Here is a 15011-nt window from a genome sequence, read left to right as displayed (position 1 = left end):
CGCGCGACAGGAGCCAGAGGACATGCAGACCAAGCTGGACGAAGCCAAGGCCGAGCTGCTCGCAAGGGCGGCCCGGGTAGCTGACAACAGTCCGGGCGGTGGTGTCGGTGGCCCGGGAGGTGGCCTCCGGGTGCACCTTGCCGACGGGACCGGCGGCGAAGCAGAGGAAGCCGCCGAGACCGGCCCGGACGGGCGGTCGGGCAACAGGACGCTGCTCGCCTATCTCCAGCGCTACTACCTGCACACCGCTCCGGAGGACGTCAGCGACCGCGACCCGGTCGACATCTTCGGGGCCGCTTCCTCCCACTACCGTCTCGCCGAGAACCGCCCGCAGGGCACCGCGAACGTCCGGGTGCACACCCCGACCGTCGAGGAGAACGGCTGGACCAACAGCCACTCCGTCGTCGAGGTCGTCACCGACGACATGCCCTTCCTGGTCGACTCGGTCACCAACGAACTGTCCCGGCAGGGTCGCGGCATCCACCTCGTGATCCACCCCCAGGTCGTCGTCCGGCGCGATGTCGCCGGCAAGCTGATCGAGGTGTTCGCCGACCCGGCCAGGAACAACGGGGCGAAGCGCTCCGGCGGCCGCAAGGAGCCCGGGGCCGAGCTGCCCCACGACGCGCTCGTCGAGTCCTGGATCCACGTCGAGATCGACCGGGAGACGGACCGTGCGGACCTGAAGCAGATCACCGCCGATCTGCTGCGGGTCCTGTCCGACGTACGGGAGACCGTCGAGGACTGGGAGAAGATGCGCGACGCCGCTCTGCGGATCGCCGAGGACCTCCCCTCGGAGCCGCTCGACGAGCTGGACGACGAGGAGGTCGAGGAGGCCCGGGAGCTGCTGCGCTGGCTCGCCGCCGACCACTTCACCTTCCTCGGGTACCGGGAGTACGAGCTCCGTGATTCCGACGCCCTGACGGCCGTCCCCGGCACAGGCCTGGGAATCCTGCGCTCCGACCCGAAGCACGCGGAGGACGAGGCGCACCCGGTGAGCCCGTCCTTCGACCGGCTGCCCGCGGACGCCCGCGCCAAGGCCAGGGAGCACAAGCTCCTCGTGCTGACGAAGGCGAACAGCAGGGCGACGGTGCACCGCCCCAGCTACCTGGACTACGTCGGGGTGAAGAAGTTCGACGCCGACGGCAATGTCGTCGGTGAGCGTCGCTTCCTCGGTCTGTTCTCCTCCGCCGCGTACACCGAGTCGGTGCGCCGGGTGCCCGTGGTGCGCCGCAAGGTCGCCGAGGTGCTGGAGGGTGCCGGCTTCACGCCCAACAGCCACGACGGCCGCGACCTGCTCCAGATCCTGGAGACCTACCCGCGCGACGAGCTCTTCCAGACGCCCGTCGACCAGCTGCGTTCCATCGTCACCTCCGTGCTGTACCTCCAGGAGCGCCGTCGGCTGCGGCTCTACCTGCGCCAGGACGAGTACGGGCGCTACTACTCCGCACTGGTCTACCTGCCGCGTGACCGCTACACCACCGGCGTGAGGCTCCGCCTGATCGACATCCTCAAGGAGGAACTGGGCGGCACCAGCGTCGACTTCACCGCCTGGAACACGGAGTCGATCCTCTCCCGGCTGCACTTCGTCATCCGGGTCCCGCCGGGCACCGAGCTCCCGCACCTCACCGACGCGGACGCGGACCGGATCGAGACGCGCCTCGTCGAGGCCGCCCGCTCCTGGGCCGACGGATTCCAGGAGGCGCTGGGCGCCGAGTGCGGCGAGGAGCGCGCCGCCGAGCTGCTGCGCCGTTATGCGCACTCGTTCCCCGAGGGCTACAAGGCCGACCACTCGCCGCGTGCCGCCGTGGCGGACCTGGTCCACCTCGAAGAGCTCAAGAGCGAACGCGAGGACTTCGCGCTCAGCCTGTACGAACCGGTCGGAGCCTCCCCGGCCGAGCGCAGGTTCAAGATCTACCGGACGGGTGAGCAGGTCTCGCTCTCCGCCGTCCTCCCCGCGCTCCAGCGGCTCGGTGTGGAGGTCGTCGACGAACGCCCCTACGAGCTGCGATGCGCCGACGGCACGCACGCCTGGATCTACGACTTCGGGCTGCGCCTGCCGAAGAAGGCCACGGGCAACGACTACCTCGCCGACGACGCCAGGGACCGCTTCCAGGAGGCGTTCGCCGCCATCTGGACCGGCGAGGCGGAGAACGACGGTTTCAACTCCCTGGTGCTGGGCGCCGGCCTCGACTGGCGTCAGGCCATGGTGCTGCGCGCCTACGCGAAGTACCTGCGTCAGGCGGGTTCGACCTTCAGCCAGGACTACATGGAGGACACCCTCCGCAACAACGTCCACACCACCCGGCTCCTGGTCTCCCTCTTCGAGGCCCGGATGTCCCCGGCCCGCCAGAAGGCCGGCACGGAGCTGACGGACGGTCTGCTGGAGGAGCTGGACGGGGCCCTCGACCAGGTCGCCTCGCTGGACGAGGACCGGATCCTGCGGTCCTTCCTCACGGTCATCAAGGCCACGCTGCGGACCAACTACTTCCAGCTGGCCGACGACCACGAGCCGCACAACTACGTCTCGATGAAGTTCGATCCGCAGGCCATCCCGGATCTTCCGGCGCCGCGCCCGGCGTACGAGATCTGGGTCTACTCGCCGCGCGTCGAGGGCGTCCACCTGCGCTTCGGCAAGGTCGCCCGCGGCGGTCTGCGCTGGTCGGACCGGCGGGAGGACTTCCGTACGGAGATCCTCGGCCTGGTCAAGGCGCAGATGGTCAAGAACACCGTGATCGTGCCGGTGGGCGCCAAGGGCGGGTTCGTCGCAAAGCAGCTGCCGGATCCGGCCGTGGACCGTGACGCCTGGCTCGCCGAGGGCATCGCCTGCTACAAGATCTTCATCTCGGCGCTGCTCGACATCACCGACAACATGGTGACGGGCGAGGTCGTGCACCCGGCGGAGGTCGTCCGTCACGACGAGGACGACACCTATCTCGTCGTCGCCGCCGACAAGGGGACCGCGAGCTTCTCCGACATCGCCAACGACGTCGCCGTCGCGTACGGCTTCTGGCTCGGGGACGCGTTCGCGTCCGGCGGGTCGGCCGGCTACGACCACAAGGGCATGGGCATCACCGCCCGCGGTGCCTGGGAGTCCGTGAAGCGGCACTTCCGCGAGCTGGGCCACGACACCCAGACCGAGGACTTCACCGTCGTCGGCGTCGGCGACATGTCCGGTGACGTCTTCGGCAACGGGATGCTGCTCTCCGAGCACATCCGGCTGGTGGCGGCCTTCGACCACCGGCACATCTTCATCGACCCGAATCCGGATGCCGCGACGTCGTACGCCGAGCGGCGCCGCCTGTTCGACCTGCCGCGCAGCTCCTGGGCGGACTACAACAAGGACCTGCTGTCCGCGGGCGGCGGCATCCACCCGCGTTCCGCCAAGTCGATCCCGGTCAACGCGCACATCCGCGCGGCGCTCGGCATCGACTCGAAGGTCACGAAGATGACGCCCGCCGAGCTGATGCAGAACATCCTCAAGGCGTCGGTCGACCTCGTGTGGAACGGCGGCATCGGTACGTACATCAAGTCGACGGCCGAGTCGAACGCCGACGTCGGCGACAAGGCCAACGACGCGATCCGGGTCAACGGCGCGGAGCTGCGGGCCCGTGTCGTCGGTGAGGGCGGCAACCTCGGGGCCACCCAGCTCGGCCGGATCGAGTTCGCCCGGGCCGGCGGCCGGATCAACACCGACGCGATCGACAACAGCGCCGGTGTGGACACCTCCGACCACGAGGTGAACATCAAGATCCTGCTCAACGGTCTGGTCCGTGAGGGCGACATGACCGTGAAGCAGCGCAACAAGGTGCTCGCGGAGATGACCGACGAGGTCGGACAGCTCGTGCTGCGCAACAACTACGCGCAGAACGTCGCGCTCGCCAACGCCTGCGCCCAGGCGCCGTCGCTCCTCCACGCCCACCAGCGCTTCATGCGCAGGCTCGGCCGCGAGGGACACCTGGACCGGGCCCTGGAGTTCCTGCCGAACGACCGTCAGATCCGTGAGCTGCTGAACCACGGCAAGGGGCTCAGCCAGCCGGAACTGGCCGTGCTGATCGCCTACACGAAGATCACGGCGGCCGAGGAGCTGATCTCCACCAGCCTGCCTGACGACGCGCACCTGCAGAAGCTGGTGCACGCCTACTTCCCGAAGCAGCTGAGCGAGCGGTTCCCCGAGGCGGTCGACGGGCATGCGCTGCGCCGCGAGATCATCACGACGGTGCTGGTCAACGACACGGTGAACAGCGGTGGGTCGACGTTCCTGCACCGGCTGCGTGAGGAGACCGGGGCGTCGCTCGAGGAGATCGTGCGGGCGCAGTTCGCCGCCCGCGAGATCTTCGGCCTCTCCGGGGTTTGGGACGCCGTGGAGGCGCTCGACAACACGGTCGCCGCCGATGTGCAGACCCGGATCCGGCTGCACTCGCGCCGGCTCGTCGAGCGCGGCTCCCGCTGGCTGCTCGGCAACCGGCCGCAGCCGGTCGGGATCGCGGAGACCATCGAGTTCTTCCGGGACGGCGTCGAACGCGTCTGGAGCGAGCTGCCCAAGCTCCTCAAGGGCGCCGACATCGAGTGGTACCAGTCGATCCTCGACGAGCTCACAGCCGAGGGCGTCCCGGCCGAGCTGGCGGGCCGGGTGGCGGGATTCTCGTCGGCCTTCCCGGCGCTGGACATCGTGGCGATCGCCGATCGCACGGGCAAGGACCCGCTGGCCGTCGCCGAGGTGTACTACGACCTCGCCGACCGGCTGGGGATCTCCCAGCTGATGGACCGGATCATCGAGCTGCCGCGGGGTGACCGCTGGCAGTCCATGGCCCGCGCCTCCATCCGCGAGGACCTGTACGCCGCGCACGCCGCGCTCACGTCGGACGTGCTGTCCGTCGGCAACGGCACGTCGTCGCCCGAGCAGCGGTTCAAGGCATGGGAGGAGAAGAACGCGGCGATCCTGGCGCGTTCGCGCGCCACCCTGGAGGAGATCCGGGGGTCGGAGTCCTTCGACCTGGCGAACCTGTCCGTGGCGATGCGGACGATGCGTACGCTGCTGCGCACGCACGCCTGACCCGGAGCGGCCTGCGGGCCGCTGCACATCCGTCCGCCGGACGGGCCTCATCGGCCCGTCCGGCGGACGGCGTCACGGCGTCATTTCTTGGGCTGCTTGGGCTTCGCGGGCCCGGTGAACTCCTCGTACGCGGCCACGACCTCCTTGGCCGGCCCGTCCATCCGCAGGGTGCCCGCCTCCAGCCAGATCGCCCGGTCGCAGGTGTCGGTGATCGACCTGTTGCTGTGGCTGACGAGGAAGACCGTGCCGGCCTCCTCGCGGAGCTCCTTGATCCGGTCCTTGCTGCGCCGCTGGAACTTCGCGTCTCCGGTGGACAGTGCCTCGTCGATCAGCAGCACGTCGTGGCTCTTGGCGGCCGCGATGGAGAAGCGGAGCCTGGCGCCCATGCCGGAGGAGTACGTCCGCATGGGCAGGGTGATGAAGTCGCCCTTCTCGTTGATGCCGGAGAAGTCGACGATGTCCTGGTAGCGCTGACGGATCTGTTCGCGCGTCATGCCCATGGCCAGGCCGCCGAGAACGACGTTGCGCTCCCCGGTCAGGTCGCTCATCAGGGCGGCGTTCACGCCGAGCAGCGAGGGCTGGCCCTGGGTGTGGACCCGCCCCTTCGACGCGGGCAGCAGCCCCGCGATCGCCTTGAGAAGCGTCGACTTCCCGGATCCGTTGGAGCCGATCAGACCGATGGCCTCGCCCTTGTACGCGGCGAAACTGACGCCCTTCACCGCGTGCACCTGGCGAGCCCCCCGAGGCTGCCGGCGCGACACGATCCTGTTGAGGGCGGAGGTGGCGCTGCCCTTTCCGGTGCGGGCGCCGTTCACCGTGTAGGTGATGTGGACGTCGTCGACGACGACGGTGGGCACACGGGTGTCGAGGGTGTCAGCCACGTCCGTACCTCTCCTCGGCCTTCCAGAAGTACACGAAACCGCCGATGCCGCAGACGAGAGCCCAGGCCGTCGCGAGGGCCCACACGTGCGGGGGCAGCTGCGCGCCGGTGAAGCTGTCGATCAGGGCGTAGCGCATCAGGTCGATGTAGATGGCCGCCGGGTTGCACTCCAGTGCCAGCAGGACGAGCCGCGGCACCCGGTCGGCGGTGAGCAGGGTGTCGAGGCTCCACATGACGCCCGACGCGTACATCCAGGTGCGCAGGATGAAGGGCGTCAGCTGGGCGATGTCGGGGGTCTTGGCGGCCAGCCGGGCCATGACCATCGAGATGCCGGTGTTGAACAGCGCCTGCAGGGCGAGCGCGGGGACCGCGAGCAGCCAGGACGGCCGCGGGTACTGGCCGAACACGAGGAGGATCAGGAAGAGCGCGCCCAGCGAGAACAGCAGCTGCTGGAGTTGCTGGATGGCCAGGGCGATCGGCAGGGAGGCGCGCGGGAAGTGCAGGGCCCGGACGAGTCCGGTGTTGCCGCTGATGGCCCGCGTGCCGGCCGTGATCGAGCTGGCGGTGAAGGTCCAGATGAAGACGCCGGTGACGAGGAAGGGCACGTAGTCGGGGACTCCGTGCTTGGTGTTCATCAGGACGCCGAAGATGAAGTAGTAGACCGTCGCGTTGAGCAGCGGGGTCATGATCTGCCAGATCTGGCCGAGCTTCGCCTGGCTGTACTGCGCGGTCAGCTTGGCCGTGGCGAAGGCGGTGATGAAGTGCCTCCGCCCCCAGAGCTGCCGGACGTACGCGCCGAGCGTGGGCCGCGCCCCGCTGACGTTCAGCCCGTGCCGGGCCGCGAGGGCGGCCAGCTCGCCGGGTTCGTACACGGGGAGGAGGGGGGCTGGAGATGCGCTGTCCACCGGGGCCGGCGGGGCTGCTGTCTGGCTCACCACGGTCGCTTTCGACGGGGGGCGGGGGATCAGGGCGGACGGATCCGGCTCGATGGGACGGGACCGTATCGTCGCAACGCTGAGAGTAGGACGTTTGTACGTCGCAACGCAACCGTTTCGTCGTTACGGTCTATCATTCGGGCCATGACCACCCAACGGCGAACCGGGCGCCGCACCCCGGCAGGTGCCGCGGTGCTGCGGGAGGACGTGACCGACGCGATCCGCGGCGCCGTCTTCGAGGAGCTGGCCGCCGTGGGATTCGCACGGATGTCGATCGAGGGCATCGCCCGGCGCGCGGGAGTGGGCAAGACCGCCGTCTACCGCCGCTGGAAGTCCAAGCTGCATCTCGTCCTGGACCTGGTCGCGGCCGTCGCCGCGCAGGGCATGCCGGCGCCCGCGACGGGGTCGCTGTACGGGGATGTGCGCGCCGTGCTGGAACTGGCCGCGTACGCCCTGCGCCACCCCGTCGCCTCGCAGGTGATCCCCGACCTGCTGGTCGAGGCGGCCCGCAACCCGGAGATCTCCGACGCCATCAAGGCAGCCCTGCTGGACCAGCAGCAGGGCGTGGCCGCCGTGGTCGTGCGGGCGGCGGTGGGACGCGGCGAACTGCCCGAGGGCAGCGATCCCGACCGGGCGCTGGACCTCATCGTCGGCCCGCTGTACTGGCGCCTCGTCGTGGTCCGGGGCGATCTGCCCAAGGGATACCTCGACGACCTCGCGGCCTCGGCGGTCCGGGCGCTCAAGGCCTGACCGCTCAAGGCCTGACCACTCAGGGCCTGACCACTCAGGGCCTGACCACTCAGGGCCTGACCCAAGGGTCCGAGCGCTCAGGGCCTGACGGGGCGTGGCCTGGCGTCACGAGGCCTGACGAGGCGCGGCGAGCCGGAGCCCTCGTCGAGCAGCCGGTCCGCGACCCGGTGGGCGGCATCGCCGTCTGCGGGCCCGCAGTAGTCGCGCCTGAAGCTCTCGTACGCCTCCGCGTGGACGTTCGCATGAGCCGGCGCGGCCCGCAGCGACTGAGCCACCTCCTGGGTGGTGACGAGCAGCGGTCCGGGGGCCCGGGTCTCGAAGTCCAGGCAGAAGCCGCGCACGGTGTCGCGGTAATGCTCCAGGTCGTATGTGTGGAAGAGCATCGGACGGCCGGTGTGCGCGAAGCCGAACACCAGGCCCGAGTAGTCGGTGACCAGCACATCGGCGATCAGCAGGAGCTCGGTGGAGTCGGGGTGCGTGGACACATCACGCAGGGCGGGGTGCGCCGGGACACTGCCCGTCACCCGGGGATGCCTGCGGACCAGCACGGTGGTGCAGCCGTCCAGCGACCGCGCCAGTGCGGGCAGGTCGAGCGCCGGATCCCAGCGGTACAGGGGGGAGGACCCGGCTGGAACACCGGCCGGAGCGTGGGCGAGGTGGTCGCGGTACGTCGGGGCGTACAGCACCACGCGGTGGCCCTCCGGGATGCCCAGCCGCCGGCGCACCAGCGCGGCAGTCCTGTCCCTGCCGGGTGCGAAGAGCAGGTCGTCGGCCGGGGAGCCCGCCTCCAGCACCTCGCCGCGGTAGGCCAGGGCGCGGCGGAGATGCGGGGTGGCGAAGGCGCTGGGGGAGACCAGGACCGACCACTGGGCGGAGCGGCGCTCCAGCGTGGCGAGGTGCTGGTGGTCGGCGTACAGGGTGCCGGTGAGGTCGAGGCCGAACCGGCCGAGCGGGGAGTTGGGCCAGGTCTGCACGACCGTCTGGTCCGGGCGGCGCTCGAACCATGCGGGCAGCTGACCTGCCGCCACGATCCGGCGGGCCCGCGCCAGCGCCTCGTACCAGGCGGTGCTGTGGGCCACGACGGGGATCGCGGTGGACGGGACGCGAGTCGCGGCCCCTGGGGAGCCGTCGGTGACCCACAGGTGCTCGGCATCGGTGCCCCGGCGCACGAGCTCGGCGTGCACGGCGCGCGGGGGGCCCTCTCCGGTGTAGAGCACGACGTCCCGGAGCGGCAGCCGGCGCTGAGCCGGGTGGTGCGCCGTCCGCAGAATTCCCTGGCGGTACGCGCTCCGCTCCGCGTCGTCGAGCGCCGGCGCGCAGTGCACGGCCAGCCGGTCACCGTGCCGGCGGTCGAGGCGGAAGCGGGCGCCTGGGGCGCTCGCCGGCAGGAGTGCGGCGAGCGCCGCTCCCACACGCACGGGCCGGCCGTCCAGGAACACCTCCCAGTCGCCCTCGCGGGGAGGGGCCGCGAGCACGGCGGCGAAGCGGTCCTCGTCCGCTCCGGCGAAGTGCTCCGGGGGAACGGCCACCGTCTCCCCGAGGACGCCGTGCCGCAGTTCGAGTGCGCCGGTCCCGGTCCCCTCGATGCGCAGCCCGCCGTCCGGAGCGGGTCCGGCGCGGTCCACGCGCGGCTCCCCGGACACGTCCACCACCAGGTGGCCCGCCGCGTCCGCGAAGGCGGGCGGCGGCAGGTCCGTGGCCGCAGCGAGCGGCACGCGGACGCCGTCGGTCAGGAGCGCCGCCCGCCACCGTGCCCCGCCCCCCGGGGCGGGCTCATGGGGCCCGCCGGAGGCCGGTGCCGCCGCCGCGGCGAGGGCGGCGAGCGGGATACGGGCGCTGAAGCCACCCCCGTCGCCGCACGACACCGGGCAGACGTGCTCCGCGCCCCCCTCACGGGTCAGGACGAGGGCTGTCGGCCGGGCGTCCCCGTACAGCCTGCCGGTCAGCTCCAGGGTGTCCGGTCCGCCGTCGTGGCCGGTGGCCACCGCGGGCAGCCGGGACACGGCCAGCTCCAGCCGGCCGTCCCGGTAGCCGAGCACCGCGCGCCTCCCGCCGCCCAGGTCGTGGACCAGCGGCTGCGCGGCCGCCGCCTCCACGGCCCGCACCGCCGCCCGCCGTACGACGCCGTGGCCGGCCACCACCACGCCCACCAGCCAGTTGCCCGGCCCCAGTCGCCCGGGGTCGAGGAACATGTCGAAGCCCGCGTGGTCGTAGCTGTGCAGCTCCTGACCCGAGTCGGCGGTCGCGCGGTCCGTCCGCACCGAGCGCACAGGGACGGCACGCGGCCGTCCGCCCCCCGCCTCCCGCACCAGGCCCGCCTTCAGCGAGTGCCGGGCCGCCCGGGCCGGGAGGTTGCGGATGTACGCGTATCCGCGGAGCCGCAGCCTGCCGTCCTCGCCCCACGCCGACTCCACCAGCCGTGCCACGGCGGGCAGATCGCCCCGGCCGAGGCGCGCCGAGGCGCCGCCGCCGGCCCCCGGGTGCACGGCGCGCCGCCTTCCCGGCAGGCCCGCGACGGCGAACGTGCCCGTCCCGTTGGCCCGTTCGGACTCCAGGACCGCCAGCAGATCGTCGACGCGGCGCTCACGCACCAACTGCCAGCGGATGCGCGCCTCGGCGGGCAGCCCGGCCAGGGCCGCGTCGCCCGCCCGGTCGAGGAAGGCACCCGCGTCCGCCATGAACGCGGAGCGGTAGGCGGACCCGCCCATCGGCAGCCCCTCCAGGAAGTACACGAAGTCGTCGCGCAGGCACGAGGCGTCGTAGCGCAGCCGCTGTGCGGGGTCGCGGTCCGCGAGGAAGGCGCTGACCTGTTCACAGGCGGCGATCCGGTCCCGTACACCCCGGACGTCAGTACGCCGCCGCGTGATCGAACCCTCCCGCACCCGCCAGTAGTAGACGTGTTCGCGCAGCACGTCCACCGAACCGGCGAGGTAGTGCGCCGGGATCATCACCGGGGTGTCCTCGTAGAGCTTGCCCACCGGGAAGGAGAAGGCGTGCCGGTCCCAGAAGGAGCGCCTGAACACCTTGTTCCAGGCGACGCGGTCGGCCAGCAGCCGGGCATCGCGGGTGATGTGGGTGCGGGGGCGGTCGGCGGTCAGCCAGCGGTACTGCCAGGCCTGCTGCCTTCCCTGCTCGTTGAGCCGCCACACATTTCCTGTCACCAGATCGGAGCCGGTCGACTCCAGGGACGCCAGCATCCGTTCGTACGCGTCGGGGACGAGGACGTCGTCGCTGTCGGCGAACGCCAGGTAGGGCACTCCGCCGGTGGTGCGGGTGATCCCGGTGTTGCGGGCGGCGCTCAGGCCCGCGTTGGGCTGGTGGACGCAGCGGAAGCGGCCGTCCCGGGCGGCGAAGTCCTCCGCGATACGGCGGCTCCCGTCCGTCGAGCCGTCGTCGACGAGCACCACCTCGATGTCCTTCAGGGTCTGCCCGGCCAGCGAGACGAGGCACTCCTCCAGATAGTCCTCGACGTTGTGCACCGGGACGACGACGCTGAGGAGTGGCTTCATGTACGGCTCAACCCGGGGGAGCGCCCCGGGTCACGCCACTGACCCGAACGGGTGACGATCCCTGGGGCCGGCCGTACGGTCACCACTACGCTCGGCTGCCATGCTGCTCACCGTCGTCGTGTCCGCCCATCGCGTTCAGGGATACCTGAGGGCGGCCCTGGAGTCCGTGACCGAGCAGCCGTCGCCGGAGAACGGGCAGACGGACCTCGAGCTGGTCGTGGTCTGCGCCCCCGACGGCGAGCTGGAACTCGCCATCGCACGGGAGTTCGCCGGGCGTGACCCCCGGGTGCGTGTGAGCGTCCCCGACGGCCCCTGGGAGACGGGTGCGGCCCGCAACACCGGTGCGGAGGCGGCGCGTGGGACCTATCTGCTCTTCCTCGACGGTGACGACCTGCTCCTCCCCGGAGCGGTGGCGGCGATCTCCGCACGGCTGGCGGAGGACCGGCCCGACGTGCTGCGCCTGGGCCACGACCGGGTCGACTGGTGGGGCACGGTGGAGCCGGGTGACGCCCTCCCGGCCGCACGGAACCAGCTCTTCCGCCGCGCCTTCCGGGACGCCCACCGGCTCCGCTTCACCGAGGGGCCGTACGACGACGTCGTGCCCGTCCACCGTGCGCACTTCCTCGCCTCCGACGCGGGCTCCCTCGCCTCGCTCGACCGGGTCTGTGTGCGCCACCGGGTGCGCCGTACCGGCACGTCGGCCACTACACCGGGCCGTGCGCACTTCGCGGTCATCGGCGCCTACGAGCGGCTGACCGCCGAGACGGGGGGCGACCCGCGGATCCCGGCCGCGCGCACCGCGCACCTGACCGCCGTGCTCGACGACCCCGGCCGGATCGCCCCGGGCGACCGCGCCGCCTTCTTCCGGGCGGCGGGGCTCCCCGGCCGGTACGCGGCCCACCGGAGCAGGGGAGTGGTCCGCGCCGTGCGTGCCCGGGCGCGAGCCACCGCGCGGGCGGGCAGGAAGTCGCTGCGCGCCCGCGTGATGCGGGCCCTCTACCGCGCCGATCTGCGCCGGCCGCTGGATCCCCGCCTCGCCGTCTACGGGGCCTACTGGAACCGGGGCGTCGCCTGCAATCCGGCCGCCGTCTACGCCAAGGCCCGCGAGCTGGTCCCGCACATCCGCGGGGTCTGGGTCGTCTCCTCGCGCCACCGCGACCGGATGCCGCCCGGAGTGCCGTACGTCATCGAGGGGTCCCGCGCCTACTGGCGGACGATGGCCACCGCGACGTACCTCGTCAACAACTCCAGCTTCCCCGGCGGTTTCACCAAACGCCCCGGACAGGTCTACCTCCAGACCCACCACGGGACCCCGCTGAAGACGATGGGCCTGGACCAGCTCCCGTACCCCGCACTCACCAAGGGCGTCAGCTTCGAACGGATCGTCGCGCACACCGACCAGTGGGACTTCAGTCTCTCCGCCAACCCGCACAGCACAGAGGTCTGGGACCGGGTCTACCCGTCCTCGTACGAACAACTGCCGTACGGGTACCCGCGCAACGACGTCCTGTGCAACGCCACAGCCGAGCAGACCGGCAAGATCCGTGCGGAGCTCGGCATCGCCCCCGGATCGACCGTGCTGCTGTACGCGCCGACCCACCGCGACTACCGGGAGGGCTTCCTCCCGCTGCTCGACCTGGAGCGTCTCGCGCGTGATCTGGGGCCCGGCTGTGTGCTGCTGGTGCGCGCCCACTACTTCTACGGGCGATCGGCCGGGACAGCGGTGGGGGGCCGGGTCGTCGACGTCACAGGCCATCCCGTCGTGGAAGAACTCTTCCTCGCCTCCGACGCGTTGATCACGGACTACTCGTCCCTGATGTTCGACTACGCCTGCCTGGACCGCCCGATCATCACCTACGTGCCCGACTGGGAGGCCTACCGGGCCGCCCGCGGCACCTACGTCGACCTGCTGTCCGGCCGCCCGGGCGACACCCCCGGGGCGGTCGCCACCACGGAGGACGAGCTGCGCGAGGTGCTGGTGAGCGGAGCCTGGAGGTCCCGGGACGCCGACGCGCTGCGCGCCGCTTTCCGCCGCCGCTTCTGCCCGTACGACGACGGGCACGCGGCGGAGCGCGTGGTGCGCAGGGTCTTCCCTGTGGGTTCGAACTGAACACCGGTATCACCCGTACGGGGCGCTCCCTCCGTACGCCACCGTCGTTGTGCTCAACAGCGCGCGCACACGGCAACGTTGGGAGAAGCTCATGCACCGGTCCGCCTACGAGCAGATGCAGCTCTGCATCGAGGAGTATCTGCCCAGGACCCGCAGGCACCGCGTCGTGGACCTCGGATCCCGGATCTCCGGCAAGCAGACCCGGACCCACCGCGGGCTCCTGGCCGACCACGACATCGACTACTTCGGGGTCGACGTCCTCGACGGTCCCAACGTCGACGCGGTCATGGAGCAGCCCTACCGGATCCCCGCCAAGTCGCGCAGCGCCGATGTGGTGCTGTCGGGCCAGGCGTTCGAGCACATCCCCTTCTTCTGGGTGTCGATGATGGAGATCGCCCGGGTGCTCAGGCCCGGCGGCTACGCCTTCATCACCGCGCCCTCGCGCGGCCACGCCCACGACGCGCAGGACTGCTGGCGCTACTACCCCGACGGCTTCCGCGCGATGGCCGCCCACTCCCGCCTCGAACTCTGCGAGGCGTACACGGACTTCCCGCCCGCCAACGGCATCTGGCACGACTACGCCTCCATCGACACCAAGGCCGCCTACTGGGGCGACTCCGTGGGCGTCTTCCGCCGGCCGCTGCCCCACCGCCGGCCGGTGACCCGGCTGAAGAACAGCCTGGCGGACCTCGCCGTGCGGGAGACGGCCGTGTGGTGGGCCAACCGGGCCGGCGGAGTGGACCGCGTGCCGCTGCCGCGCCCGCTGGACGGACGGGAGCGGTGCGGGCGTCCGGACAGCCGTACGGTCCCATCAACCACAGGTTGACGAAAGATGACATGAGCCGCAAAACGCGCGTACTGTCCGGCCCCATGGCTTGGCGCAACGCCGTCAACGGCGTCCTTCAGCAACTCACCGGATACCAGCTCAGGCGCGCGAGCCTGCCCGCTCCCCGCTCCGCCCCCACGGGGCCCCCGGCCGCGGTGCCGACGCCGCCCGCGCCGCCGGCCCGGAAGGCGGCGGCCAAGAAGCCGCCGCAGTTCCCCGCGGACTACGACGACGAGGCGAAGGACGTCATCCGCGCGGTCAAGCCGTACACGATGACCTCCCCGGAGCGGCTCAACGCCTTCGTCCTCGCGACGCGGCACGTCGTCAAGCACGGCATCCCGGGCGACATCGTCGAGTGCGGGGTGTGGCGCGGCGGTTCCATGCAGGCCTGCGCCAGGACACTGCTGTCGCTGGGTGAGACGGAGCGCGACCTCTACCTCTTCGACACGTACGAGGGCATGACGCCGCCCACCGCGGAGGACCTGCGGCGGGACGGCAGGCCGGCCCAGGAGCTGCTGGACGCACAGGGCAAGGACCGGCCCATCTGGGCCGTGGCCTCCCTGGAGGACGTACAGGCCGGGTTCGAGCAGGTCCCGTACCCGAAGGACCGCATCCACTACGTGCAGGGCAAGGTCGAGGACACCGTCCCCGGGCAGGCGCCGGAGAAGATCTCCATCCTCCGCCTGGACACCGACTGGTACGCATCCACGAAGCACGAGCTCACACACCTGTACGGGCGTCTGGTGAGCGGCGGGGTGCTGCTGATCGACGACTACGGCTACTGGCAGGGATCACGCCAGGCAGTGGACGAATTCCTGGAGGAGACCGGGGAACAGCTTCTGCTCCTGCGCATGGACGAGGGCCGCATCGCCGTCAAACCCTAGGTGCAGCGCCCCGTTGCGAGCCCCGTGCCTCCCCGGCACGGGGCTCGTTCCATACAGAGGAAGT

At 71.3% G+C, this 15011-nt stretch carries 8 protein-coding genes; 5 read left to right on the top strand and 3 right to left on the bottom strand.

Annotated features, from left to right (window positions below):
* Positions 1 to 22: 22 nt before the first annotated feature.
* On the top strand, positions 23 to 5053 hold the full coding sequence (locus OG379_RS15715; protein ID WP_405663194.1) for an NAD-glutamate dehydrogenase: 5031 nt from the start codon (positions 23 to 25) through the stop codon (positions 5051 to 5053).
* 80 nt (positions 5054 to 5133) lie between these two features.
* Here the strand turns inward: OG379_RS15715 and OG379_RS15710 are convergent, their stop codons facing one another.
* Together OG379_RS15710 and OG379_RS15705 are read right to left on the bottom strand one after the other, a co-directional pair.
* Positions 5134 to 5934 carry an ABC transporter ATP-binding protein gene (locus tag OG379_RS15710; protein ID WP_405663191.1) on the bottom strand — a complete coding sequence of 267 codons (801 nt, stop codon included), beginning with the start codon at positions 5932 to 5934 and terminating at the stop codon, positions 5134 to 5136.
* Positions 5927 to 6871: an ABC transporter permease gene (locus tag OG379_RS15705; RefSeq protein WP_405663188.1), complete on the bottom strand. Its 945-nt coding sequence runs from the start codon at positions 6869 to 6871 to the stop codon at positions 5927 to 5929. Before OG379_RS15705 ends, OG379_RS15710 begins: the two co-directional genes overlap by 8 nt.
* 141 nt (positions 6872 to 7012) lie before the next feature.
* On the opposite strand from OG379_RS15705, the gene OG379_RS15700 reads away from it, so the two are divergent.
* Complete coding sequence (locus tag OG379_RS15700) at positions 7013 to 7618, top strand: TetR/AcrR family transcriptional regulator (protein ID WP_405663186.1); 606 nt, start codon at positions 7013 to 7015, stop codon at positions 7616 to 7618.
* A gap of 77 nt (positions 7619 to 7695) precedes the next feature.
* Here the strand turns inward: OG379_RS15700 and OG379_RS15695 are convergent, their stop codons facing one another.
* Positions 7696 to 11127, bottom strand: a complete 3432-nt coding sequence (locus tag OG379_RS15695; RefSeq protein WP_405663184.1) for a CDP-glycerol glycerophosphotransferase family protein — start codon at positions 11125 to 11127, stop codon at positions 7696 to 7698.
* A gap of 100 nt (positions 11128 to 11227) precedes the next feature.
* On the opposite strand from OG379_RS15695, the gene OG379_RS15690 reads away from it, so the two are divergent.
* From OG379_RS15690 to OG379_RS15680, 3 genes are all read left to right on the top strand, one after another.
* On the top strand, positions 11228 to 13237 hold the full coding sequence (locus tag OG379_RS15690; RefSeq protein WP_405663182.1) for a CDP-glycerol glycerophosphotransferase family protein: 2010 nt from the start codon (positions 11228 to 11230) through the stop codon (positions 13235 to 13237).
* A gap of 91 nt (positions 13238 to 13328) precedes the next feature.
* Positions 13329 to 14063 carry a methyltransferase domain-containing protein gene (locus OG379_RS15685; RefSeq protein ID WP_393765691.1) on the top strand — a complete coding sequence of 245 codons (735 nt, stop codon included), beginning with the start codon at positions 13329 to 13331 and terminating at the stop codon, positions 14061 to 14063.
* An 11-nt stretch (positions 14064 to 14074) separates the two neighbouring features.
* Positions 14075 to 14947: a TylF/MycF/NovP-related O-methyltransferase gene (locus tag OG379_RS15680; protein ID WP_405663179.1), complete on the top strand. Its 873-nt coding sequence runs from the start codon at positions 14075 to 14077 to the stop codon at positions 14945 to 14947.
* Positions 14948 to 15011: the final 64 nt, after the last annotated feature.

Origin of the sequence: Streptomyces sp. NBC_01166 (genome assembly GCF_045039765.1) — a bacterium.
Lineage (GTDB): Bacteria > Actinomycetota > Actinomycetes > Streptomycetales > Streptomycetaceae > Streptomyces.
This window is presented reverse-complemented; position numbering and strand designations above follow the sequence as displayed.

Bases quoted from the DNA above. Each gene is read 5' to 3' on its own strand.
- OG379_RS15715 (WP_405663194.1), top strand. From the start codon at position 23: ATGCAGACCAAGCTGGACGAAGCCAAGGCCGAGCTGCTCGCAAGGGCG.
- OG379_RS15700 (WP_405663186.1), top strand. From the start codon at position 7,013: ATGACCACCCAACGGCGAACCGGGCGCCGCACCCCGGCAGGTGCCGCG.
- OG379_RS15695 (WP_405663184.1), bottom strand. From the start codon at position 11,127: ATGAAGCCACTCCTCAGCGTCGTCGTCCCGGTGCACAACGTCGAGGAC.
- OG379_RS15690 (WP_405663182.1), top strand. From the start codon at position 11,228: ATGCTGCTCACCGTCGTCGTGTCCGCCCATCGCGTTCAGGGATACCTG.
- OG379_RS15685 (WP_393765691.1), top strand. From the start codon at position 13,329: ATGCACCGGTCCGCCTACGAGCAGATGCAGCTCTGCATCGAGGAGTAT.
- OG379_RS15680 (WP_405663179.1), top strand. From the start codon at position 14,075: ATGAGCCGCAAAACGCGCGTACTGTCCGGCCCCATGGCTTGGCGCAAC.